18 protein-coding genes are annotated in these 24,269 nt (G+C 63.6%); 10 read left to right on the forward strand and 8 right to left on the reverse strand.

All coding sequences use genetic code 11. The features are described 5' to 3' along the window. Positions 1-42 precede the first annotated feature (42 nt). Both P3T40_RS02705 and P3T40_RS02710 read right to left on the reverse strand, forming a co-directional pair. On the reverse strand, positions 43-1,134 hold the full coding sequence (locus P3T40_RS02705) for a porin (RefSeq protein ID WP_429266147.1): 1,092 nt from the start codon (positions 1,132-1,134) through the stop codon (positions 43-45). 567 nt (positions 1,135-1,701) lie between these two features. Further along, entirely contained in the window at positions 1,702-2,196 is a 495-nt protein-coding gene (locus P3T40_RS02710) for a hypothetical protein (RefSeq protein WP_429266148.1), read from the reverse strand. Between the two features lie 578 nt (positions 2,197-2,774). Between P3T40_RS02710 and P3T40_RS02715 the strand changes: the two genes are divergently transcribed. The 8 genes from P3T40_RS02715 to P3T40_RS02750 all read left to right on the forward strand — a co-directional run bounded on the left by P3T40_RS02715 (position 2,775) and on the right by P3T40_RS02750 (position 11,304). Next, positions 2,775-3,800 carry a bile acid:sodium symporter family protein gene (locus tag P3T40_RS02715; protein ID WP_429266149.1) on the forward strand — a complete coding sequence of 342 codons (1,026 nt, stop codon included), beginning with the start codon at positions 2,775-2,777 and terminating at the stop codon, positions 3,798-3,800. 342 nt (positions 3,801-4,142) lie between these two features. Continuing rightward, positions 4,143-5,990 carry an EAL domain-containing protein gene (locus P3T40_RS02720; protein ID WP_429266150.1) on the forward strand — a complete coding sequence of 616 codons (1,848 nt, stop codon included), beginning with the start codon at positions 4,143-4,145 and terminating at the stop codon, positions 5,988-5,990. Between the two features lie 320 nt (positions 5,991-6,310). Continuing rightward, the gene (locus tag P3T40_RS02725) at positions 6,311-7,330 is read left to right on the forward strand and encodes a LacI family DNA-binding transcriptional regulator (protein WP_429266151.1); all 1,020 of its coding nucleotides are present in this window, start codon (positions 6,311-6,313) and stop codon (positions 7,328-7,330) included. Further along, complete coding sequence (locus P3T40_RS02730) at positions 7,302-8,594, forward strand: AGE family epimerase/isomerase (protein WP_429266152.1); 1,293 nt, start codon at positions 7,302-7,304, stop codon at positions 8,592-8,594. Before P3T40_RS02725 ends, P3T40_RS02730 begins: the two co-directional genes overlap by 29 nt. 5 nt (positions 8,595-8,599) lie before the next feature. Further along, complete coding sequence (locus P3T40_RS02735; protein WP_429266153.1) at positions 8,600-9,511, forward strand: carbohydrate kinase family protein; 912 nt, start codon at positions 8,600-8,602, stop codon at positions 9,509-9,511. Between the two features lie 88 nt (positions 9,512-9,599). After that, positions 9,600-9,821, forward strand: coding sequence for a hypothetical protein (locus P3T40_RS02740; RefSeq protein WP_429266154.1), 222 nt, complete (start codon positions 9,600-9,602; stop codon positions 9,819-9,821). A 74-nt stretch (positions 9,822-9,895) separates the two neighbouring features. Continuing rightward, the gene (locus P3T40_RS02745; RefSeq protein ID WP_429266155.1) at positions 9,896-10,141 is read left to right on the forward strand and encodes a hypothetical protein; all 246 of its coding nucleotides are present in this window, start codon (positions 9,896-9,898) and stop codon (positions 10,139-10,141) included. A gap of 146 nt (positions 10,142-10,287) precedes the next feature. Continuing rightward, positions 10,288-11,304, forward strand: coding sequence for an ion channel (locus P3T40_RS02750; protein WP_429266156.1), 1,017 nt, complete (start codon positions 10,288-10,290; stop codon positions 11,302-11,304). Positions 11,305-11,333: 29 nt separating this feature from the next. Here P3T40_RS02750 and P3T40_RS02755 read toward each other — a convergent pair whose 3' ends face one another. Beyond that, entirely contained in the window at positions 11,334-11,945 is a 612-nt protein-coding gene (locus P3T40_RS02755; protein WP_429266157.1) for a glutathione S-transferase family protein, read from the reverse strand. Between the two features lie 244 nt (positions 11,946-12,189). Here P3T40_RS02755 and P3T40_RS02760 point away from each other — a divergent pair, with 244 nt between their 5' ends. Then, complete coding sequence (locus P3T40_RS02760; RefSeq protein ID WP_429266158.1) at positions 12,190-15,780, forward strand: indolepyruvate ferredoxin oxidoreductase family protein; 3,591 nt, start codon at positions 12,190-12,192, stop codon at positions 15,778-15,780. A gap of 60 nt (positions 15,781-15,840) precedes the next feature. On the opposite strand, the gene P3T40_RS02765 is transcribed toward P3T40_RS02760, so the two are convergent. Then, positions 15,841-16,536, reverse strand: a complete 696-nt coding sequence (locus P3T40_RS02765) for a copper homeostasis protein CutC (RefSeq protein ID WP_429266159.1) — start codon at positions 16,534-16,536, stop codon at positions 15,841-15,843. Between the two features lie 115 nt (positions 16,537-16,651). Beyond that, positions 16,652-17,929, reverse strand: a complete 1,278-nt coding sequence (locus P3T40_RS02770) for a sensor domain-containing phosphodiesterase (RefSeq protein ID WP_429266160.1) — start codon at positions 17,927-17,929, stop codon at positions 16,652-16,654. 373 nt (positions 17,930-18,302) lie between these two features. Here P3T40_RS02770 and P3T40_RS02775 point away from each other — a divergent pair, with 373 nt between their 5' ends. After that, the gene (locus tag P3T40_RS02775; protein ID WP_429266161.1) at positions 18,303-19,970 is read left to right on the forward strand and encodes a Na+/H+ antiporter; all 1,668 of its coding nucleotides are present in this window, start codon (positions 18,303-18,305) and stop codon (positions 19,968-19,970) included. 93 nt (positions 19,971-20,063) lie between these two features. On the opposite strand, the gene P3T40_RS02780 is transcribed toward P3T40_RS02775, so the two are convergent. The 3 genes from P3T40_RS02780 to P3T40_RS02790 all read right to left on the reverse strand — a co-directional run bounded on the left by P3T40_RS02780 (position 20,064) and on the right by P3T40_RS02790 (position 24,226). Further along, positions 20,064-21,371 (reverse strand): solute carrier family 23 protein, encoded by a 1,308-nt coding sequence (locus tag P3T40_RS02780; protein ID WP_429266162.1) that lies wholly within the window; start codon positions 21,369-21,371, stop codon positions 20,064-20,066. Positions 21,372-21,599: 228 nt separating this feature from the next. Continuing rightward, positions 21,600-23,150 carry a methyl-accepting chemotaxis protein gene (locus P3T40_RS02785; RefSeq protein WP_429266163.1) on the reverse strand — a complete coding sequence of 517 codons (1,551 nt, stop codon included), beginning with the start codon at positions 23,148-23,150 and terminating at the stop codon, positions 21,600-21,602. 467 nt (positions 23,151-23,617) lie between these two features. Further along, entirely contained in the window at positions 23,618-24,226 is a 609-nt protein-coding gene (locus tag P3T40_RS02790) for a DUF2239 family protein (RefSeq protein WP_429266164.1), read from the reverse strand. Positions 24,227-24,269 lie beyond the last annotated feature (43 nt).

The raw sequence follows: 24,269 nt of genomic DNA on the forward strand, positions 1-24,269 counted from the left end.
AGGCGGGGTTTGCAAAGCAGCATGCGTTGCAGCAGCGGCTGATCAGAACTTCGTGCGGATACCCACGCCGTACGTGTTGCCCGAGCTCTGGCTGGTGTAGTGGTCGTACATGTACGCCGCATAGACGTCCGTACGCTTGGACAGCGGATAGTCGTAACCGACCGCCGCCGTCTGACGCGTCTGGTCCAGACCGCTGCCGTCACGCGAATACGCGAACGAGGCCATGATCGTGCCGGGGCCCGCCGGCACCGTGACGCCGCCCTGTGCCGTGTTCACATGCCAGCTGCCCATGACCTGGTCGTTGTACGTGTACATGTACTGACCGTAGAACTTGATGAACTTCAGGTCGTACGTCGCGCCGAACTGCGCAATGCTCTGGCTCTTCATATTGGGCAGACCGACGCTCTGCGCGAGGCCGGTGAGGTCGCCCGGATTGTCGTTGAAGTTCACGTACTGATACACGCCGGTCACGGCGAACGGGCCGTGGAAGTACAGGAACTGGGCGCTCCACTTCTTCGCACCGTTATCCCCGGCCGTATTGCCGAGCGCGTACATCACGTTGGCGCTCAAACCGTTGAAGTTCGGCGACGAATACTCGACCGCGTTGTTCCAGCCCGAATCGCCGACCGCGCCCTGATCGGTCGTATAGGTCGGGAACGTGCCGAGGCCGAGGTACGTATGCCACACCATCGGCGAGAATTCGTACGAGTCGACGAACGGATTGAACAGGATGGTCGACACGAACAGCGGCGTCGTCAGGCGCCCGGCCGTCACCGTGCCATACGGCGATTCGATACCTACGTAGGCGTTACGCGAAAAGAACGTGTCGCCCGTGAAGCGGCCGTACTGGCCGTTCTGCGCCAGGAAGAAACCTTCCAGCGTGAAGATCGCCTTGTAGCCGCCGCCCAGATCCTCCGCCCCCTTCATACCCCAGTAAGACGTAGACATGCCGCCGCCGGACACCTCTGCTGCGCTTTTACCGTCCGGGAATTTCTGCGCGCCGACCCATTCGTCGACCTGGCCATACAGCTGCACGCTCGATTGTGCGAACGCCGACGATGCACCCGCCAGAAGGCCGGCGACCACGCTGGCCTTGAGAGTCGTTTTGAGCGCACGGCGGTAGTTTGTATTCATGGGTTCTCCTGTCTTTGTCAAAAGGGTATGGCTGTGCGGCGGGGGAGCTCGCGCCAACGGTTTCTTTGTCGTCCGTTAGATCACCGAGCTAATCTGGGCGGGACCATCTTTGCGGACCATTTTTGTGGACAAAAATATGAGTTGTTATTGCCGGTATATCGCTCTGATTAGTTTTGTCGTTTATCGGACTGCTAAAGCACGATGAGCTTCCGCCGGCATCGTTGGGCAATTCCCCTGGCAATGGGCTGAGAGGCCCGCCAGGACTGCAGCGCAAAGACAGATAACGGATTGGATGCGACTCGGATGACAGGTCGCGGGCAAGGACACAAAATTTGACGCGTAAGATGGACGTGACGTGTCGTGCTGTCACAAAAGTGTGGCGTGCATACGTCACTTATCTGGAGGAGCACCGCGACACTCGACAGCTCGAGCGCTAGCTAACAGATTGAAAGCAATAGGAAAGGATATGCGAGGACCGCAGGCCTTGGTAATGCGCGGGCTGAGTTAGGCTGGGTAAGCGGTAAGCACGAGGGGTGACAGCCTCACCGCGATGCGAGTGGAGAGAAGCTAGTTGCGGTACGGGGATGGCCCGGGAGGGCGCTCCATGTATTGGTCCGGCGGCCGGGGCACCGGGCGCGATGCACCGCGCTCCTCGTTATAGCGGGCGACATCGGCGCGGATCGAGCCTGCACGTACCATCGATTCGTCCTCCGGCGGGCGCGGCACCGTACGCGTCTGGGCGCTCACGGGTGTGATAGAGCCGGCGTACTGGAAGCCGTTGCGTGGGTCAGCGCGGCTGTCGCCACGATAGCCGCCAGCGCCACCGGCGACCCGCTGCGGCACGTTGTAACCGCCACGGGCGCCGTCCGCCCCATGCGCAACCCGGACGCCGCGGTCCTCAGGTCTGCCACGTTCAGCGCGTGCATTGCGGACGTCGTGCTGGATGCCGGGGTGGAAGCCGCCGCCCCCACCGCCGCCATGCGGTGCCTGCGGCATTCTCGCGTAGGCGAGCGAACACAGCGCAGTCAGGACTGCGCCAAGCACCCAACGCCTCGTTTTCACCAACCCTGCGTCCACCATGATTCACCTGCCCGAAGACCCGCCTGAAGCCTGCCGTTCGAGCTGCGGCGAGACTTTTTCCAGGATTTCGCACAACCGCTTTGGTCTTTCCGCAGCGGGTGCATCCCATTGGCCTTTGAACAGTAATTTATGGGTCGCTCAGAGGGGTGTCGAGCCAAAAAGTGTTAGGCCTGACACTGCCTTGTAACACCGTGTTACTGCGACGTTTTTTGGCGACAGAGTCCTTGCGTGGAGGCGCCGTTAGGGCTTCTTAATTCCCTTATCAGACGGCGTGAACGACCCCATCCAGGGGCCAGTTCGCGATATGCGAAAAACGGAAAAAAGACTCAGCAGAAGCGGACCGTGGAGTTCGCTGCACAATGCCGAGAGCGTATGCGCAACGATTCGGCGCGGCATGCCCAAAGCACTTCACATGCACCATCCTCATCAATCAATTCCGCAAATGAATTTGCATTTTTAATCGCTTTCCATTACTAATGGTCGCTCCCCCTCCAGCACGTGGCCCGTGCCAGCGCGCACGCGTCTTTGGTATTTCCGCATTACCGTATTGAGATTCTGAAATGGCTCGCCCGAAACTGCTCCCCGATAACTTCACGTTGTGCCTCGTCAGCACGGTGGTCCTCGCCAGCCTGCTGCCCGTGCACGGGCAGGCGGCCGTCGGCTTTAACTGGCTGACGAACTTTGCCGTGGGCCTGCTGTTTTTCCTGCACGGCGCCAAGCTGTCACGCGAAGCGATCGTAGCGGGCGCGACGCACTGGCGCCTGCATCTCGTCGTCCTGCTGAGCACGTTTGCGCTGTTTCCGCTGCTCGGACTCGCGCTCAAACCGCTCCTTTCGCCCCTTGTCACGCCTGCGCTCTACGCCGGCGTCCTCTTCCTCTGTACGCTGCCATCGACGGTCCAGTCGTCCATCGCGTTCACTTCGATTGCCAAAGGCAATGTGCCGGCCGCCGTGTGCAGCGCGTCGGCTTCGAGCCTGCTCGGCATCTTCATCACGCCGGCACTCGTCAGTCTCGTCGTCACGAACCAGGCGGCCGGCGGCACGTCTGCATGGCATACCGTCTGGAACATCGTCCTGCAGTTGCTCGTGCCGTTCGTGGCGGGCCAATTGTTGCGCCCGGTGATCGGCAAATGGATTGAACGCAACCGCGGCGTGCTGAAGTTCGTGGACCAGGGCTCGATCCTGCTGGTGGTGTACGGCGCGTTCAGCGAGGCCGTCAACGAAGGCCTGTGGCGTCATACGTCGCTTGGCGCGCTGGGCGGCCTGGTGGTAATCAATGTCGTGTTGCTGGCGCTCGCGCTGAGCGTCACGATGTTCGCCAGCAAGCGCCTGGGCTTTAATCGCGCGGACCAGATCACCATCATTTTCTGCGGCTCGAAGAAGAGTCTCGCCGCCGGCGTGCCCATGGCGAAGGTGATCTTCGCCTCGCACGCGGTGGGGGCCGTCGTGCTGCCGCTGATGCTGTTTCACCAGATCCAGTTGATGGTGTGTGCCGCGCTCGCGCAGCGCTGGGGCGCACGCGACATCAGCGGCGAAACCCGCGCCGCCGCAGAGGAACGCCCCGCGGCGGCCGTTGCGCGCCGCTAGAGCACTGCTGCGCGAGTCGAACAAGAGATTCATAAGCGCCCTCCCTGAGCCTGTTTGAACAAAGCCGCCATCGAGCGGCTTTTTCGTTATTTCACGCCGAAACGCGCGCGCCGTCGCCCTGGCCTGATGGCATAGGCCCGGTGCCGGGTTCACACAGCGGACCTGGCAACCTTGCTGCGCCGCCATGTTTGAGGCAGGCGGGCGGCGCTCGGAGAACGGCACCGGCTCGTGCCGCGATGCGGCGCAAGCGCACCCGGCAGGGGCAAGTTGTCACTAAAGATTCACTTAATTTATCGGCGGCGCTGCCGATAAGTCGACGGTCCACCCCTTTGGCCCACTGCCATGCCCCTTCGCTCGTCCCCTCGATTCGCCGCGCCCAGCGTCGAGGATTTGATCGCCCGGCGTGATTTGTCCGCCGTCTTCCAACCCATCGTGGATTTCGACGACGGGGCGATTCTCGGTTATGAGGGGCTGATTCGAGGACCGGCGGGCTCGCCGCTCGAGACCCCGTTCGCGCTGTTCGCCCAGGCGGGTGCCGAGGGTTGCGTCATCGCGCTGGAACGGGCTGCGGCGCGCACCTGCATCGAGGCGTTCGCGAACCTCGCGTGCGAAGGCAAACTGTTCCTCAACTTCAGCGCGGGCGCGCTGCGGCAACTCGCCGAGGCCCGTGACGACACGCTCACGCTGCTGCGGCAGTCCGGCATCGAGCCTGAGCGAATCGTGATCGAGCTGACCGAGCAAAGCGCGATTCCGGACGTCGGCAACTTCATGCCGGTGCTCGCGATGCTGCGCACCGCCGGCGCGCAATTCGCACTCGACGACTACGGCACCGCGAACGCCAGCATGAACCTGTGGGTGCGGCTGCAACCGGACGTCGTGAAAATCGACCGCTTCTTCATTCATGACATCGCGAGCGATCCATTGAAGTTCGAGGCCGTGCGCGCGATGCAGCACTTCGCCAATGCCAGCGGCGCGAAACTCGTTGCAGAAGGGATTGAAAACGAAGCGGACCTGATCGTCGTGCGCGACATGGGGATTGGCTGCGGGCAAGGCTATTTCTTTGGCCGTCCGCACGCGCAACCCGCGCGCATGGTCGCCGACGACGCGCGCCAGGCGATCCGCGCCGGTCACATTGCGGTGTTTCCGGAAACGACCCGCTCGGTCAGCGCTTCACCGTCGGGCGGCATGGCATCGGCGAAGATGCTGGTGCACGCACCGGCTTTGCAACGTCACGCCACCAACAACGACGTGCTCGACCTGTTTAACCGCTTGCCCGACCTGCACGCGGTGGCGGTGGTCGAGAACGACGAGCCGGTGGCGCTGATCAACCGCCGCAGCTTCATGGACCGTTATGCGCTGCCGTATCACCGCGAGCTGTTCGGCAAGCGGCCTTGCCTGCTGTTTGCGAATGCGTCGCCGGTGATCATCGAAAAATCGATGACCGTCGAACAGATGGCCAAGCTGCTCGCCAGCGACGACCAGCGCTATCTCGCCGACGGTTTCGTGATTACCGACAACGGCAAATATGCCGGCCTCGGCACCGGCGAGAAACTGGTGCGTGCAGTCACCGAAGTCCGCATCGAGGCGGCGCGTTACGCGAACCCGCTGACCTTCCTGCCCGGCAACATTCCGATCAGTTCGCATATCTCCCGGCTGCTCGGCAATGACGCCGGGTTCTACGCCTGCTACGTCGACCTGAATCATTTCAAGCCCTTCAACGATCAGTACGGCTACTGGCAAGGCGACGAGGTACTCAAGTTCGCCGCGGCGGTACTGGCCGACGTATGCGACCCGACGCGCGACTTCCTCGGCCATGTGGGCGGCGACGACTTCCTGATCCTGTTCCAGAGCGACGACTGGCAGGACCGCGTGATGCGTGCGATCCACATATTCAACGAAGGGGCGCAACGCTACTACGCGCCCGATGACCGGCTGGCCGGCGGCATCCACGGCGAAGACCGGCGTGGCAATCCGACCTTCTTCGCCTTTGTCACGATGGCGATCGGCTGCGTGCACGTCGAATCCGACGGTGGCCCGACGCTGTATAGCAGCGAGGAAATTGCGTCGGTAGCGGCGGTTGCCAAGCGGCGGGCAAAGCACGACGCGTCCGGTTTTGTGCTGATCGATGCAGATGAGAGTGCCGCGCTGTTGCGCGGGCATACCGAGGCGCATCGCGGCGCATTCGACTGAAGCGTCAAGCGGCCAGCCCGGCGGATCGACTCGACACACGAGCGACTCCGGCCTGCCCCGCCGTTTGAGGGCACTCACCCCGCCGAATATATTTCGTATTCCTACATTCCCCCCAAAGTCCCACCCTCTCACCAACGCACCTCCTCCGGGCGCATGTTTAGTGAATTTTACTAAACACAATGAAACCGTATTAAGCCCATATATGCGGGTATTTACGCGTGTCAATTCGCGCCTTCCGTAGGATTTTCTCACCCGTTTTACTATACAATCCCCGAAAATCAACTAACCCGCGGTCAGCCGAGCGCTCGCCGCCCACCCAGATGGCCACAACCATCCGCGATGTCGCCCGCGCCGCCAGCGTGTCGATCGGCACCGTCTCCCGCGCGCTGAAGAACCAGCCCGGCCTCTCCGACGCCACCCGCCTGCGGGTCGTCGAGGCCGCGCGCCAGCTCGGCTACGACCACGCCCAGTTGCGCCCACGCATCCGCCGGCTCACCTTCCTCCTGCATCGTCAGCACAACAACTTCGCGGCCAGTCCGTTCTTCTCGCACGTCCTGCACGGCGTCGAAGACGCCTGCCGCGAACGCGGCATCGTGCCTTCGGTGCTGACGGCGGGTCCCACGGAAGACGTCATCCAGCAGATGCGCCTGCATGCGCCCGACGCGGTCGCTATCGCCGGTTTCGTCGAGCCCGAGACGCTCACCACGCTCGTCGCCATGCAGCGCCCGCTCGTGCTGATCGACCTGTGGGCGCCCGGCCTACGTTCGGTGAACCTCGACAACGCCGCCGGCGCCGCCCTCGCGATGCAGCATCTGTTCGCCCACCAGCACAAGCGCATCGCCTTCATCGGCGGTTCGCTCGCGCATTTCAGCATTGCGCAGCGCGCGCTCGGCTACCGCCGGGCGTTCTTCGAAGCCGGCCTGCTGTTCGATCCGTCGCTTGAAGTGACCATCGACGCTGGCCTCGATCCCGACACCGGCGCCGCGCTCGCTATGCAGCGGCTGCTCGATACGCCCGGCGCCACGGGCCAGCGCCCTGACGCCGTATTTGCCTACAACGACGCCGCCGCGCTCGCCGCGCTGCGCGTCTGCCTTGCGCGCGGCCTGCGCGTTCCGCAGGACATCGCGATCATCGGTTTCGACGACATCCCCGCCGCCGCCCACGCCACGCCGCCGCTCTCGACGATTTCCGTCGACAAGGAAGCGCTCGGCCGGCGCGGCGTCGAGCTGCTGCTTGAGGAGTCGCCTGCCGAACTCGAAGTCCACCTGCCCGTTCATCTCATTGCCCGTGCCAGCACCTCGGTAAAAAGCCATGACGCAACCCGATACGCTTCAACCTGACCACGCCACCGGCCCGTCTTCCGCAACGCCCACGACGCCTGCGGTCGCCAGCTTCCGCGAGCGCGAATTCCTGCTCTCGCATATCCAGGACACCTTGCGCTTCTATGCGCCGAACGTGTTCGACCCGAGCGGCGGCTTCTATCATTTCTTCCGCGACGACGGTTCGATCTATAACCGCACCACCCGCCACCTCGTCAGCAGTTGCCGCTACGTCTTCAACTACGCGATGGCCTACCGCGAGTTCGGCGATCCGCAACATCTGGAATACGCGCGCCACGGCCTCACCTTCCTGCGCGACGTGCACTGGGACGCCGAACTCAAAGGCTACGACTGGGAACTCGACTGGCGCGACGGCAGCAAGCACGTGCTCGACGCCACCCGCCATTGCTATGGTCTCGCCTTCGTACTGCTGGCGTATTCGCACGCCGCGATGGCCGGCATCGAAGAAGCGAAGCCAATGATCGGAGCCACCTTTGAGCTGATGGAACACCGCTTCTGGGATGCCGCCGCCGGCCTCTACGCCGACGAAGCGACACCCGACTGGCGCGTGAGTTCGTATCGCGGCCAGAACGCCAACATGCACACCACCGAGGCGCTGCTCGCCGCCTACGAGGCGACCGGCCATCTGGTGTATCTGGATCGTGCGGAACGGGTGGCGTCGAACATCACGCTGCGCCAGGCGAAGCTCTCGCAAGGCCTCGTGTGGGAGCATTTCCACGCGGACTGGTCGGTGGACTGGCACTACAACGAGGAAGACAGTTCGAATATCTTCCGTCCGTGGGGCTTCCAGCCGGGTCACCAGACCGAATGGGCCAAGCTGCTGCTGATCCTCGAGCGGCACCGTCCGCTGCCGTGGCTGTTGCCGCGCGCCATCGAACTGTTCGACGCCGCGATGACGCACGCCTGGGACGACGACCACGGCGGCCTGTACTATGGCTTCGGCCCGGACGGCACGGTCTGTGATCACGACAAGTATTTCTGGGTGCAGGCCGAAACCTTCGCGACCGCCGCGCTGCTCGGCAAGCGCACCGGCAACGAACGCTTCTGGGACTGGTACGACGAAATCTGGCGCTATAGCTGGGCGCATTTCGTCGACCACAAATACGGCGCGTGGTATCGCATCCTCACGTGCGACAACCGCAAGTACAGTGACGAAAAGAGCCCGGCCGGCAAGACCGACTATCACACGATGGGCGCATGCTACGAAGTGCTGACGCATGCACTGCCGCACGCGCCGTCCACAACGAACGAACCCGCACGGTGAGCACCATGACCGCCAGTACTGAATTTCCCCTCTTCGTTTCGCCCGGCGACATCCTGACCGATCTCGTCCGCACCGGCGACTCTCAATGGCTGTCGCGCCCCGGCGGCGCCGGCTGGAACGTGGCCCGTGCGGTCGCGCGCCTTGGGCTGCGGACGGCTTGCGTCGGCTCGCTCGGCACCGACAATTTCTCCGACGAACTGTGGAACGCCAGCGTCGCAGCGGACCTCGACATGCGCTTCATGCAGCGCGTCGAGCGACCGCCGCTCCTCGCTATCGTCCACCAGACGCATCCGCCTGCATACTTCTTCATGGGCGAGAACGGCGCCGACCTCGCCTTCGATCCCTCGAAGCTGCCGGAAGGCTGGATGAGCCACGTGAAATGGGCGCACTTCGGCTGCATCAGTCTGGTGCGCCAGCCGCTTGGCGACACGCTCGCCGGGCTGGCGGCGGATCTGCGCGCGCGCGGCGTCAAGATCAGCTTCGACCCGAATTACCGCAATCTGATGGCGCACGGCTACGAGCCGACGCTGCGCAAGATGGCGGCCCTCGCCGACCTGATCAAGGTCTCCGACGAGGACCTGCGCCTGCTGTTCAAAGGCAGCGAAGCCGAAGCGCTTGCCGAATTGCGCGCCATGAATCCCAAGGCGATGGTGCTAGTCACGCGCGGCGCGGAAAAGGCCACGCTTTTCCAGGGCGACACGATCATCGAGGCGCAACCGCCGCGCGTCGAGGTAGCCGATACAGTCGGCGCGGGAGATGCGTCGATTGGCGGGTTCCTGTTCAGTCTGATGACGGCGCCGCAGCGCACGTGGCAGGAGCATCTCGCGTTCGCCCTGGCAGCGGGCGCGGCTGCATGCCGGCATGCCGGCGCGCATTCGCCGTCGCTGGACGAAGTGGTGGCGCTGCTGGAAGGCTGAGAGAGGTGTCACCGAGGCGGTATCAGAAGGTCGGTAAGTCCGGAAACGGCGTGCTAGGATGGAATCTCCCCCTTGCTGGAGACGCATCATGGAGGACGTCACCTATACCAAAGGACTCTACACGGCCACCGCCACGGTGCGCCCACTAGACGGCGGAGAGTACCGGGGCGTGGTCTCGCTCGCGCGCGACGAAGGCGAGGAGCTGGAGAACACGATCTACGAAGTCGAGGCCACCTCGGCGAGCGAAGAAGAAGCCCTTGAGGAAGCGAAGGCGCTGGCCCATCGCATCCTCGGCGAAATCGAATTCTAGGCAGGTCCGGCGCCGCGCGCTGCCGCGGTTCTGCTGCGCGGCGCCTGTTCCGGACCCAGCGGATGGAGGCGAAGATGGCTGAACAGCACTTCCCCTATGGCGTGTACTCGATCCACGTGCGTCCCCTCGAACTGCAAGGCGCGCGCTGGGATGCGGAGTACGAAATCCGTCAGCTCAACCACGCGGTGCAGGTGTGGACCACGGTCGGCGGCGATGCCGGCTACGGGAGCGAAACCGAAGCGATCGATGCCGCCCGCCAGCAGGCGGTCGCCGATATCGAACACGGCGCAGGCATTCCGAAGCCGCGAACGTTTCCCTGACGACGTGAGTTCGCGCGCGGCGGATTTCGCACCCGGCGAGGCGCGCGGGCGGTCGCTTCGCGGCAGTTCGTACAGCAGAGAAAATCCGTAAAAGCAGGCCCTGCGGCATGCTACGCTTTGCGCGTTTTCATGCTGAAAAACACGCAATGGCCACCGATACGTCAGACCGCACACCCGGCGCCGGCGCCGAGACAGGCGCCCGCGCTGCCGGCGCGGACGCAACGGCATCTTCGCGCAAGCGCCTGCCTCGTGGCAGCCGTGAGATGCGCATCAACTCGCGCATGGTCGTCGCGCACGGCATACCCGTGCACTTCTGGCAGGACATTTACCACCGCGCGTTGACGGTCAAGTGGCCGGTGTTCTTCGTCTCTCTGGGGATGATGTTCCTGCTGCTCAATGCGACGTTCGCCTCGCTCTACATGCTCGGCACTGCGCCGATTGCCAATCAGTTTCCCAGCGGCTTCGGCGGTGCGTTTTTCTTTAGCGTCGAAACGCTCGCGACGGTCGGCTACGGCGACATGCATCCGCAGACGGTCTACGCGCACTGGATCGCCACGCTCGAAATCTTCGTCGGCATGTCGGGCATTGCGTTGGCGACCGGCCTGATCTTCGCGCGCTTCTCACGGCCACGCGCCAAGATCATGTTTGCCCGCTACGCGGTGGTTCGGCCGATCGACGGCCACATGACGCTGATGGCGCGCGCGGCCAACGCCCGCCAGAATGTGATTGCCGAAGCGCGCGCCAAAATGCGCATGATGCGCCTCGAAACGACCGCCGAAGGTTACACGCTGCGCAAACTCTATGACCTGCCGCTGGTGCGCGAACAGCACCCCATCTTCCTGTTCGGCTGGACCCTGATGCACATCATCGACGAGACCAGCCCGCTGTTCGGCGAGACCGCCGAGTCGATGAAAGCGCGCGACGCTTCCCTGCTCATTTCCATCGAAGGGGCGGACGAAGAGACCTCGCAAACCATGCAGGACCGTCACGAGTGGGAAGCGAAGAATATCCTCTGGGGACACAAATACGTCGACGTGATGCGTGAGGTGGACGGTATCAGCCACATCGACTACGAGCATTTCGACGACGTCGAGCCGCTCGAACCGTTGGCGAAGCCATTACGACCCGCCGAGGTCGACCCGCATGCGGTACCGGGCGCCTGAGCCGCGCGGTTCGAACCAGGCAACCTACTTCAATGCTTCAACGCCGCCAGCTCACGCTGCTCGACCGCCACCGCGCGCACGTGAGCATCACGCGACACGGCGCGCTCGACGTAATCGCCGATCCGGCCTTTCGGCTCCAGCAGTTTCGCCATGAAGGCGATCTGCAGCGTGCCGGCCAGCAGCAGGTCCGCCGCCGTGAAGCGCTCGCCGAGCAACCACTCCCCTTCTTCCAGCGCGCCTTCGACGGCGTGCCTCACCCGATCGAAGTCCCCCCAGCCGAAGCTGAAGGTGTTGCCGGCCGAGCCGACCATCTTCTCGGCCATCGCGGGCTCGAAGCAGCCGGGTGTGAAGAAGAGCCACTGCAGGAAACGGCCGCGTAACGGATCGTCGAGCGCCGCGCCGAGTTTCGCGGCCGGAAACCGGTCCGCGAGATACAGCAGCACGGCACCCGATTCGGACACCTGCACGCCGTTGTCGTCGAGCGCCGGCAGTTTCGTCATCGGATTCACGTGGTAAAAACCATGCGCGCCCTGCTCGCCCGCCCGGATGTTGACGCGCACCAGTTCATAAGGCGCGCCAATTTCCTCGAGCATCCAGAGCGCACGGAACGCTCTCGTCTTCGGCCAGTAATAGAGTTTCATCGGCGGCTCGCTGGGCAACTCAGGACGCTTTAGCGTAACCCAACGGCCGTCGTTCCGGGGCGCGTCGGCAGATCTATCTCAAAAGCCAGCGAATTCGCGGAGTACTTCACTCCTTCGGGGCTAACAAACCGGCAAACTAGCAAAACTATTCTCCAATCGGCGCTAAAAAATAGAGTCTATTTCGACGCGAAGCCTTTGTGGTCCCCATCCACTTCGCGCGAACGCATAAAAACGGAGACTTACCATGACCGCTCGCCTGCCCATCGATGGCACGCCCGCCCTCGCCGATTACAAGCTGTCCGATAACCTCACCGCCACACGCGGCCGCATTTTCCTCACCGGCACGCAGGCGCTGGTGCGTCTCGTGTTGATGCAACGCGCGCTGGACAAGTCTCGCGACATGAACACCGCCGGTTTCATCAGCGGCTATCGTGGCTCGCCGCTCGGCATGGTCGACCAGCAACTGTGGAAGGCGATGAAACTGCTCGAAGCGAGTGATATTCGCTTCCTGCCGGCGATCAACGAGGAACTCGGCGGCACGGCCGTGCTCGGTACGCAGCGCGTCGAATCGGACCCGGAGCGCACCGTCGAAGGCGTGTTTGCGATGTGGTACGGCAAGGGCCCGGGCGTGGATCGCGCGGGCGATGCGCTCAAGCACGGCAACGCCTACGGTTCGTCGAAGCATGGCGGTGTGCTGGTGGTGGCCGGCGACGATCACGGCTGCGTGTCGTCGTCGATGCCACATCAGAGCGACTTCGCAATGATGGCCTGGCATATGCCGGTGGTGAATCCGTCGAACGTCGCCGACATGCTGGAGTTCGGCCTGTACGGCTGGGCGTTGTCGCGCTTCTCGGGCGCGTGGGTCGGCTACAAGGCGATTTCGGAGACGGTCGAATCTGGCTCGACGGTCGACCTGGATGCCTTGCAAACGCAGTGGACGGTGCCGCAAGATTTCGTGGAACCCGCCGGCGGCCTGCATAACCGCTGGCCCGATCTGCCGAGTCTCACCATCGAAGCGCGGCTCGCTGCCAAGCTCGACGCCGTGCGCCATTTCGCGCGCAGCAACAGCATCGACAAATGGATCGCGCCGAGTCCGCATGCGAACGTCGGCATCGTCACCTGCGGCAAGGCGCATCTGGATCTGATGGAAGCGCTGCGCCGGCTCGACCTCACCGTCGCCGATCTCGAAGCAGCGGGCGTGCGGATCTACAAGGTCGGGCTGTCGTTCCCGCTGGAAATGACGCGCATCGACAGGTTCGTAGAAGGACTCTCGGAAGTGCTGGTGATCGAGGAAAAGGGCCCGGTCATCGAACAGCAGATCAAGGACTACCTGTACAACCGCCGCGAGGGCGCACGTCCTGTCGTGGTCGGCAAGTACGCGGAGGACGGCTCGTTGCTGCTGTCGTCGCTCGGCGAGTTGCGGCCTTCGCGCATCCTGCCGGTGTTCGCCAACTGGCTCGCGCGCCACAAGCCCGCGCTCGACCGCCGCGAACGCGTGGTCGATCTGGTGGCGCCGCAGATCCTCTCCAACGCCGCTGATGCAGTGAAGCGCACGCCGTACTTCTGTTCCGGCTGCCCGCACAACACGTCGACGAAAGTGCCCGAAGGCTCAATTGCGCAAGCGGGTATTGGCTGCCACTTTATGGCCTCGTGGATGGAACGCGATACGACCGGGCTGATCCAGATGGGCGGCGAAGGCGTGGACTGGGCTTCGCACTCAATGTTCACGAAGACGCGCCACGTATTCCAGAACCTCGGCGACGGCACCTATTTCCACTCGGGCATTCTGGCGATCCGCCAGGCGGTGGCGGCGAAAGCCACCATCACCTACAAGATTCTCTATAACGACGCGGTCGCGATGACGGGCGGCCAGCCGATCGACGGCAGCATCTCGGTGCCGCAGATTGCGCGTCAGGTGGAAGCGGAAGGCGTCTCGCGTTTTGTGGTGGTCAGCGACGAGCCCGAAAAATACGATGGCCATCATGGGCTGTTCCCGCAAGGCACCACGTTCCACCATCGCAGCGAACTCGATTCCGTGCAACGTGTATTGCGCGATATTGACGGTGTCACCGTGCTGATCTACGACCAGACCTGCGCGGCCGAGAAGCGTCGGCGCAGGAAGAAAGGCGAATTCCCCGATCCGGACAAGCGCCTCTTTATCAATGAAGAGGTCTGCGAAGGATGCGGCGATTGCGGCGTGCAATCGAACTGCCTGTCGGTTGAACCGGTTGAGACGACGCTCGGCCGAAAACGCCGCATCGATCAGTCGTCGTGCAACAAGGATTTCTCCTGCGTGAACGGCTTTTGCCCGAGCTTCGTGACGATCGAAGGCGGCAAGCTCAAGAAGGCCGCGGGCGCCGCATTCGACGCCGCCGCGCTGGCCGCGCGCGTCGATGCCCTGCCGGTGCCGGCCACGCAACTCGATGCCGCGCCGTATGACATTCTTGTCACAGGCGTCGGCGGCACGGGTGTCGTGACGGTGGGCGCGCTGATCAGCATGGCCGCGCATCTGGAAGGCAAGAGCGCGTCGGTGCTCGACTTTATGGGCTTTGCGCAGAAGGGCGGCTCGGTGTTGTCGTTCGTGCGCTTTGCGGCGCGCGACGAATGGCTCAACCAGGTGCGCATCGATACGCAGCAGGCCGACGTGCTGCTGGCGTGCGACATGGTGGTCGGGGCGAGTTCCGATGCACTGCAAACGGTGCGTCACGGTCGCACGCGGATTGTCGTGAACACGCATGCGATTCCGAACGCGACCTTCGTGCAGAACCCGGACGCGAACCTGCATGCCGACGCGCTGATCGACAAGATGCGTCACGCTGCGGGTGCGGAACGTATGTCGAGTTGCGATGCGCAAGGGCTTGCGACGCGTTTCCTCGGCGATACGATCGGCGCCAATATTCTGATGCTCGGTTTTGCCTGGCAGCTCGGTCTCGTGCCGGTGTCGTTTGGCGCGATGATGCGTGCGATCGAATTGAACAATGTCGCAGTGCAGATGAATCAACTGGCCTTCTCGGTGGGTCGTCTTGCGGCGGCTGACCCGGCGGCGCTCGAAGTACTGTGGCAGGAGCGGCATGCTGCGCAGCAACCAGCGCGCATCGATACGTTAGATGAGCTGATCGCGCATCGTGAAGCACGCCTCGCGGTGTATGGCGGCGAGTCTTATGTGAAGCGTTATCGTGCGCTGGTGGATGCAGCGCGCCGTGCGGAAGCGGGCCGCGGCGGCGCCTCCTCCGAACGCGTGACGCGTGCAGTGGCGACGACGTTCTATCGCCTGCTGGCCGTGAAGGACGAATACGAAGTCGCGCGTCTGCATACGGACAGCGCGTTCCGTGCCTCGCTCGAAGCGCAATTCGAAGGCGTGGCGGGCAAGGACTTCGGCGTGAAATTCAATCTCGCGCCGCCGACCTTGTCACGTCCGAAGCATGGCGCAACGCCGGTGAAGAAGACCTTCGGCCAATGGTTGTGGCCGGTGCTCGGCACAATGGCGAAGTTCCGCGGGCTGCGCGGCACGATGCTCGATCCGTTTGGCCGCACGCTCGAACGCCGTATGGAACGTGAACTGGCCGACGACTACGAAGTGACCATGCAGAAAGCGTTTGCGAAGCTCGATGCGTTGAACGTCGAGGAAATCGTTAAGCTCGCTGATCTGCACGCTCGTGTCCGTGGTTATGGGCATGTGAAGCTGGCGAATCTGGCCGGTGTGAAGCGCAGCGAGCGTGACCTGGCTGCGCGGCTGAACATCGAAGCGGCCACGGGTGCAGCGGTCAAGCAGGCGCTCGAGGAAGCGAAGGGTGCAGGGACGCTGCGAGGAATTCCGGTGGTGGTGGCGAAGTAAGTGTGTGAAAGCGGACGCCGCTTCGAGCAAGGTTCGGAGCGGCGCTCGTGACACGGCAAGTCAGAGCAACGCCCTCACCTTCGCCACCCTCTGCGGATCCACCGGCGCCAGTCCATTCCCGCCAACCCGCACGCCTGACCCGAAATGCACCGCCTTGACGCCAGTGGCCTGCACGAAAGCGGCGACGGCATCTACGGTGAGCCCCGCTCCTGCCAGCACCGTGCAATGCGAACCCTCCGCATGCTGCACCAACGCGCGAATCGTCTCTTCGGCCTGCAACACCGATGGCTTGCCACCTGAGGTCAACACGTTGGTCACTGCGTCGAAACCCAGCAGCACATCGAGCGCCTTGCGCAGATCGCGAGTTTCATCGAACGCACGATGGAACGTAATCGCGAGACCTTGCGCAGCGTCGACGGCCCGCGCCAACCCCTCACGATCAATCTCACCGTCCGGCTTTAGCATTCCGATCACCACGCCATGCGCGGCCGCCGCGGCAACCGCGCGCACGTCGCGCAGCATCACGGCGTAGTCATCGGCGTCGTACACAAACGATCGGCTATGCGGACGGACGATCACATTCACGGGGATATCCACAGCCGCGACCACCGCTTCGATCAACCCAAGACTGGGCGTCAAGCCACCCTCACCCATCGCGGTAATCAACTCGAGGCGATCGGCCCCCGCGCGCGCGGCGAGGCGCGCATCGGCGACCGTGGTGGCGATGACTTCCAGCAAAACGTGGGATTGAAACATGGCGGCGGACGAGCGTCGTTAAAAACGACATGATCGCTCAAGACAGCGCCGGGCTGTCTCAAGTATTCCTGCCGCCGTCGGAAGAGCCGGCGCGAACCGCCGGTTTTGCTTGTGCTCAGAACCGCTCTTCATCCACCCAGTCGATATCGCCGCACAGCACGCAGGTCTGTTCACCCACATGCGTCACCACCGACAACGTCACGCACGGCAACGCCTCGTTGATCGACAGATACGGCCGCGTCACATGCACCCGCTCCGGCGCATTGATCGCCGCGCGAAAATACGGTCGGCGCAGCCAGTTGGCCCCCTGCGCATCGGCGAGCGGCAAAAAGCGCGTCTCATGCGCCGCACGATCGGCGCGCAGCACCACGTTGCGGCCCGCCTGACGGCCCTTCGCATCCAGCATGAAGCAGCGCGCCGCATGATCGAGCGCGAGGAAGTTCCAGCACACCTCATCGAGCGGCTCGCCGGCGGCAAGCCGCTCCGCCGCCCGCTCGAACGCGCGGATATACGGTGCGAGCCGGCTCGCATTGCGCCGCTCGCGAGCCTCGGCCTGGTCTCGATAACGCTCGGTGACTTCGCTGATGCAGGTCACCGCTTGCGCGCTATCCGCGGCGCCCGGGTTCGGCCGGCCGAAGAAAAAGCCCTGCACGAAGTCAGCGTCGCAGGCGAGCGCCATCTGCGCCTCATGTTCGGTCTCCACGCCTTCGATCAACACCAGCTTGCCCGCTTCGTGCAACAGCGCGACGAGACCCGGCAGGATCGTCGCCATGTCGGCGCGATGCGCGGCATGCGAGAGCATGATGCGGTCGAGCTTCACGATATCCGGATTCAGTTGCCAGATGCGTTCGACGTTCGAATGGCCTGCGCCGAAGTCATCGAGCGCGATCAGGAAGCCGAGGTCGCGGAACTTGCGCACGGCCTCCGCTAGACGTTCCAGATCTTCCGCGCGTTGTTCCAGCACCTCGAGCACGATGCGCCGCGGCGACATATCGAGCCGCCGCAGATTCGCGAGCAGCGCGGCCGCGTGATAGGGATCGGTCAACGCCCCTGGATGAACGTTCAGAAACAGCCATTCCTTCTCGGCGCCGAGCACGTTGAAGTTCTCCAGATGCAGCGCCTGAGCCAGCCGGTCCACCTGCAGCACGTCACCGAGGCGTGCCGCCTGACCGAATACGTCGAGCGGCGACACCGGCCGGTCGAGCGCATCGTGGGCTCGCAGCAAACCCTCGTAACCGACCGCCCGCATATGCGACAAACTGAAGATCGGCTGAAACACGCTCGTCAGCTCCAGTTCGCCATGCCGCACTGAATACCGCTCGAGCCCCGAAGTCACACTCACCTCGAAGCCGTGCGGTGCGGCGGTCGTCCTTTCCTGTTGCGCAATCGTCATGCATTCCTCTCACGCGAGATCAGGGCCGGTCCGATCGCGGAGGCGAACAACCACGGCGCCGTTTCTCAAAATGTGCGTCATCGCTACTCCTTAAGCAAGCTCCGTGCGCACGCAGCCGCACATTCCGACGAAGTTTGCATGCGCGGCTGCACCGACAGAAGCTGCATGCGTCGCGACCGGGCGCACGGCGCACCGCTTCGGTGCATGCGGTTATGCCCATCGCCGCCCGCCGTTCATAGGTCACCGCTCGCTTCGCGTATCGCCCCGCCGGCTTGAAAGCTCAAGTTAAACTTCGCCACACACCCAACATGTCCCCGAGTTGCTTACGAACGCCGGTGGACAAAGACACGCCGTATCTCAACAAACGAGCCAGATGGATATTGTTTTCACCGTTCTGATTCTCCTGCTTGCGGTCGCCGTCTCCGGTGTCGGCGTCCGCGTGCTGCCGTTCAAGCTGCCGCTGCCGCTCGTGCAGATCGCCCTCGGTGCGCTACTCGCATGGCCGAGGCTAGGTCTGCATGTCACCTTCGATTCGGAAATCTTCATGATGCTCTTCATTCCGCCGCTGTTGTTCGCGGATGGATGGCGTATTCCGAAACGTGAGTTCTTCATGGCGCGTCGCTCGATCCTGCTGCTCGCGCTGGGGCTGGTGTTCATGACGGTGCTGGCGGTCGGCTATTTCGTGCATGCGCTGGTGCCGTCGATCTCGTTGCCGGTCGCCTTCGCGCTTGCCGCCGTGCTGTCGCCGACCGATGCAGTCGCGCTGACCGGGATTGCCGGCAAGAACCGGATTCCCGCCAACCTGATGCACATCCTCGAAGGCGAGGCGCTGATGAACGACGCCTCGGGCCTCGTCGCGTTGAAGTTCGCGATTGCCGCCGCGTTGACCGGCGTGTTCTCGCTGCGCGACGCGTCGATCAGCTTCGTGATCATCGCCTTGGGCGGGCTCGCGACGGGTGCCGCGGTGAGCTGGCTGTTCGGCGTCGCGGCCGCTCATCTTCTGAACGTCAGCGAGGAAGTCGACCCCGCACCCGGCGTCGTGATGAGCCTGCTGATTCCGTTCGCGGCCTACCTGTTCGCGGAGCATTTCGGCTGGTCGGGCATCCTCGCCGCCGTGGCGGCCGGCATGATGATGAACTACACCAGCATCGCGAACGCCGGGCCGGTCTCGGCACGCGTGCGGGCCAACAGCACGTGGTCGATGATCGAGTTCGTCTTCAACGGGATGGTGTTCATCCTGCTCGGGTTGCAGTTCCCGCATATCCTCGGTCGGGCGCTGATCGACGCGCACGAGACCAGCAACGAGCAGGTGGTGATTCTGATTGGCTATATCGCGGCGGTGGCGCTCGCGCTGTACGCGCTGCGCTTCGTCTGGGTGTGGCTGCTGCGCTGGTACGCGAGCCGCGGCGCGGCCAAACAGGGCTTGACCAGCGCGGTGCCAGGGCTGCGGACCGTCACGGTCACAACGATCGCCGGGGTGCGTGGCGCAGTGACCATGGCAGGCGTGCTTTCGTTGCCGGAGACTTTGCCCAGTGGGGTTCCTCTACCGGGCCGGAATCTGGCCATCTTTATTGCCTCGGGCGTGATTCTGACGTCGCTGCTGATCGCGGTGATCGGGCTGCCGCTTCTGCTGCGCGGCTGGCGGCGCGGGCGCGATCCGCACGCGGCCGAGGAACAGTTCGCCCGCAAGCTCGCGGCACAAGCAGCGATCCGTGCCATCGACAATCTGCATGAGACCGCCAGCGCCGACCTCGACGAATCGGCCTTCGCCTATGCCGCGGATGTCGCGGCGCGCGTGATGGATATCTACCGTCGACGTCTGGCCACCCTCGGCGATGAGAGCAAAGCGCCGAGCGAGCAGGCCCGGCGCGCAGAGGCGCTGGAGTTTCAGATGAAGCTGGCCGCGATGCGTGCCGAACGCGCGGTGCTGCTCGCGTTGCGCAACGAGCAGAGGATCAATGACGAGACGCTCAACAAGCTGATGCGCGAAGTGGATCTCTCCGAGACCGCTTTGATCACGCGTGGTGCGGCGCGCGCCTGAACGCAGCCGCGCGCTGATGCTCAGTGCAATTCGCTTCGGCTCGCCAGGTTAGCGGCCCGCTCAAGAAGCGGACTCGCCTCGCTGGCGACGCTCTCAAACAGCCGGCTGCTGTGCCGGCTTGCGACGCAACAACGCGTACAGAATGATCGAGCCGAACGTAGCGGTACCGATGCCGCCGAGCCCAAAGCCGCCCAGCTTCAGCGAGAAATCGCCTGCACCGAGCACGAGCGTCACGGCGGCAACGATCAGATTGCGGTTGTCGGAGAAGTCCACCTTGTTGACGACCCAGATACGTGCGCCCGTCACCGCAATCAGCCCGAACACCACGATCGACACGCCGCCCAGCACCGGGCCCGGAATCGTCTGGATCACCGCACCGAACTTCGGCGAGAAGCCGAGCACCAGCGCGATCACGGCGGCGATCACGAACACCAGCGTCGAGTAGATTTTCGTGACGGCCATCACGCCGATGTTTTCCGCGTACGTCGTGACACCGGTACCGCCCGCAAGGCCCGAGACGATGGTTGCGAGGCCATCGCCAATGAATGCGCGGCCCACGTAGCGGTCGAGGTTCTGTCCGGTCATCGCGCTCACCGCCTTGATGTGGCCAAGATTTTCCGCAACGAGAATCACCGCAATCGGCGCGAGCAACGCCATCGCCTGCGCGTTGAACGCCGGCGCGGTGAAATGCGGCATGCCGAACCAGGCGGCATTCGCGACAATCGAGAAGTCGATAGGCTTACCCATGCCGAGGCCGTTCGTGACGATGGCATAGATCACGTAGGCAATGATCAAGCCCACCAGAATCAGCAGCCGCTGCAGCATGCCGCGCGCGAACACCGCCACCGCAGCGACGCACAGCACGGTGATGAGCGCCATCCACGAATCGAAGTTGCTGCCGCTCACGCCCTTCACGGCGATCGGTGCGAGGTTCAGCCCGATCACGCAGACGATGGCGCCCGTCACGAGCGGCGGCATCAGCGTTTCGATCCATTTCGTGCCGACCGCTGTGACGATCAGCCCAATGATTGCGTAGACCACGCCGCACGCGATGATCCCGCCGAGCGCCACGGGAATGTTCAGGTTGGGACCGTGTCCCGCATAGCCGGTCACGGCAATCACAAGGCCAATGAACGAAAAGCTCGAACCGAGGTAGCTCGGCACGCGTCCGCCCACCACCACGAAAAACAGCAGCGTGCCGATGCCCGACATGAAAATGCACAGGTTCGGATCGAAGCCCATCAGCAGCGGGGCGAGCACAGTCGAGCCGAACATGGCGACGACGTGCTGGATGCCCATCGCAAACATCTGCGGCCAGGCGAGCCGCTCATCGGTGTTGACGACGCGGCCCTCGGCGGCGCTCGGCTGCGTGCGCCAGCGGGGGAAGTAGGAATCGGCCATGGCGGGGGTTCTCCTCTATCGGCGTGGTTAGCGTCTGGCGTGGTGCCGTCGAAGCGGCGCCTCTTTTCTGACCGAGCGGCCGTGCAAGCGCGCACTCTGATCGACGCCTTGTTCAACGCCTGGTTTAAATTACGCGCGAGTGTACGGAGAGCGTCTGGCCCTGACAAGCGAAGTCGTGGACGCGCTGCGGCAAGCTCGGGCCCTGCGCACCTTGGTTACGTGCCGCGTCTATAGCGCAAACACCGCGACCGCCGTTTTCAGCTCGCGCGCCTGGTCCGCCATCGAAGCCGCCGCGGCCGCGGCCTGCTCCACCAGCGCCGCATTCTGCTGGGTCACCTCGTCCATCTGCGCGACCGCGCGGTTCACCTGTTCGATGCCCGTGCTCTGTTCGTGCGATGCAGCAGAGATTTCGCCCATGATGTCGTTCACGCGCTTCACGGCCTGGGTGACTTCGGCCATCGTGTGCCCGGCTCGCTCGGCGAGCGCGGCGCCGCTGCCGACGCGTGCCGTCGAATTTTCGATCAGCTCCTTGATCTCTTTGGCCGACAACGCGCTGCGCTGCGCAAGCGAGCGCACCTCGCCCGCCACCACGGCAAAGCCGCGGCCTTGCTCGCCTGCGCGCGCCGCTTCGACAGCCGCGTTGAGTGCCAGAATGTTCGTCTGGAAGGCGATGCCCTCGATCACGGCGATGATGTCGGTCATGCGCTTCGAGCCCGCGGCCAGTTCGCGCATGGTCTCGACCACGTCGCCCACCAGACCGCTGCCGCGCACCGCCACCTCCGATGCGCCATGCGCGACGCCGCTCGCCTGCTGCGCGTTGTCGGCGTTCTGCCGCACGGTCGCGGTCAGTTGCTCCATGCTCGACGCGGTTTCTTCGAGCGAGGCGGCCTGCTCTTCGGTGCGCTGCGACAGATCGGTATTGCCCTGGGCAATTTCACCCGAGGCGAGCAAGATTGACTCGCTCGACTCGCTGATGCCCGAGACGATCCCGGCAAGCCGTTCGCGCATATTGCGCAGTGCGAACAGCAGGCTGTGGGTATCGCCTGCGCGCGTGTCGACCTGCACGCTCAGGTCGCCATCCGCGATACGGTTGGCAATCTGCGCGGCGTAGCCGGGTTCGCCACCAAGTTGCCGCCTGAGTCGACGCGCGATCAACCACGCCAGCAGCATGCCGGCCACCAGCGCGCCAAGCACGAGCGAAGACAGCACGATGCGCATCTGCCGATAGCTGGCTGCGGCCTCGGCCTGCGCGTCGCCCGCTTGCTGACGACGGTAGTCGATCACCAGCACGATCCGATCGCGCAACGCCTCGCTCGCGGCAATCGCGCGCCGCACCAGTTCCTTATTGTCGACACCCGCTGGAATCGGCTCCGCACCGATCTGCTGATGCACGATCTCCTCCCACACGGCCGACTTGCGCAGCACTTCGTCGAACAGTTCCTGGCCCTTGCTGGTGGACAGCGTGGCGCGATAGCGATCGTAGGCGTCGTGCATGTTCTTGAGCGAGGCGACGATGTTGGCGTCGAGCCGCTGACGACCTGCATCGTCTTCCGCGTAGCCAAGATTCGCTGCCGCGAGGTCCGCATCGATCTTGTTGCGGTTCGCTTCTTCCATCCAGTAGAGACCGTCCATATGCCGGCTACTGATCTCGTTGGTGAGGTCGTGCATCGACGCTAGCGTCATCAGGCCGGTGGCTCCCACCACGGCGCAAAACCCGATCACGATCGCGAATGCCGACAACAGGCTTTGCAACACCGTCATACGCTCGAACCACTTCATTTCAGCATCCTCTCCAGAAAGCGCCGGGCCGGCTCAAGCGGTCTTGTTCCCCTCGGGGATTTGGCGAGAAGCGACAGGTTTAAGGGCATTCGCCCATTCCTGTGGACCTTCGCGCCAATGCGGCGTCGACAGTGCGCGCCTTGGCGCGTCCAGTCCTTTTACGGCTGTGCGACCCGCGGCTTGACCTGCTAATGATGGGAATAAGCGAGACAGGATGTTGCAAGGCTCATCTCGCTAAGCCTTACGGGGATTGGGATTTGTCTGATTTATCGGGGAAGACCCGCTAGCTAAACTGGCTTTGCTGCGTGACCCCATGAATTGCGCATGCGATGTTGTAACTCTCCGACTTTCCGCTCACGCTCCCCCAGCGTGAGCGGTTTTTTTTGTCTATTGCGTTCTCGATGACGTTGCGGGCGGCCTGGCTATTCGAGGCAGTTCGCACTCTGCAATCCTTCCCGCCGCTACCACTACACCGAGCCAAATGCCCGCGCGGCAAGCCTCGCCGCATGCTCGCGCACGTCGATTGGCCACTGCGCGATTGATGCATCGAAACGGGCCGGATCGGCGGCATACAGCGCTCGGGTCGCTTCCTCATAACCTGGCAGATTTCCGGCTAGCGCGGTCATGAAGCGATAGGCCGCTTCCTGCGCATGGCGCGTGCGGTCTTTGTCGTCGCCCGCGAGCCGCGCCGCTTCCACCAGTTTGCGCAACGCCACGGAGGCGCCTCCGGATTGGCTGTTCAGCCAGTCCCAATGACGCGGCAGCAACGTGACTTCGCGTGCCACCACCCCCAGCTTCGGCCGGCCGCGGCCGCGAGGCGTGCCGTCCACGGCAGACTCCACAGGTTCTTCTTCTGCGCCTTTGTCTTCGTGGAGCAGTCTTTCGAGCACTTCATCGGCTGTGCCGCGCAAATCGAACTCAACGGGCTGGCTAGTCGCGTCGTCAAATACCAAAACCGGCGCCTGCTCGCCGCGCTCGATAACCTGCTTGACGGCCAGCGCGACATCCTTGAGCGCGCCTGAGGCGATGCGTCGAACGCCTTCGAAGGCGGTACATGTGTTTGCTTGGGGGTTCATCACGAAAATCCTCATCAATCGATTTTCGTCAATTATATCCGGG

Source organism: Paraburkholderia sp. EB58, assembly GCF_050436665.1.
GTDB lineage: Bacteria > Pseudomonadota > Gammaproteobacteria > Burkholderiales > Burkholderiaceae > Paraburkholderia.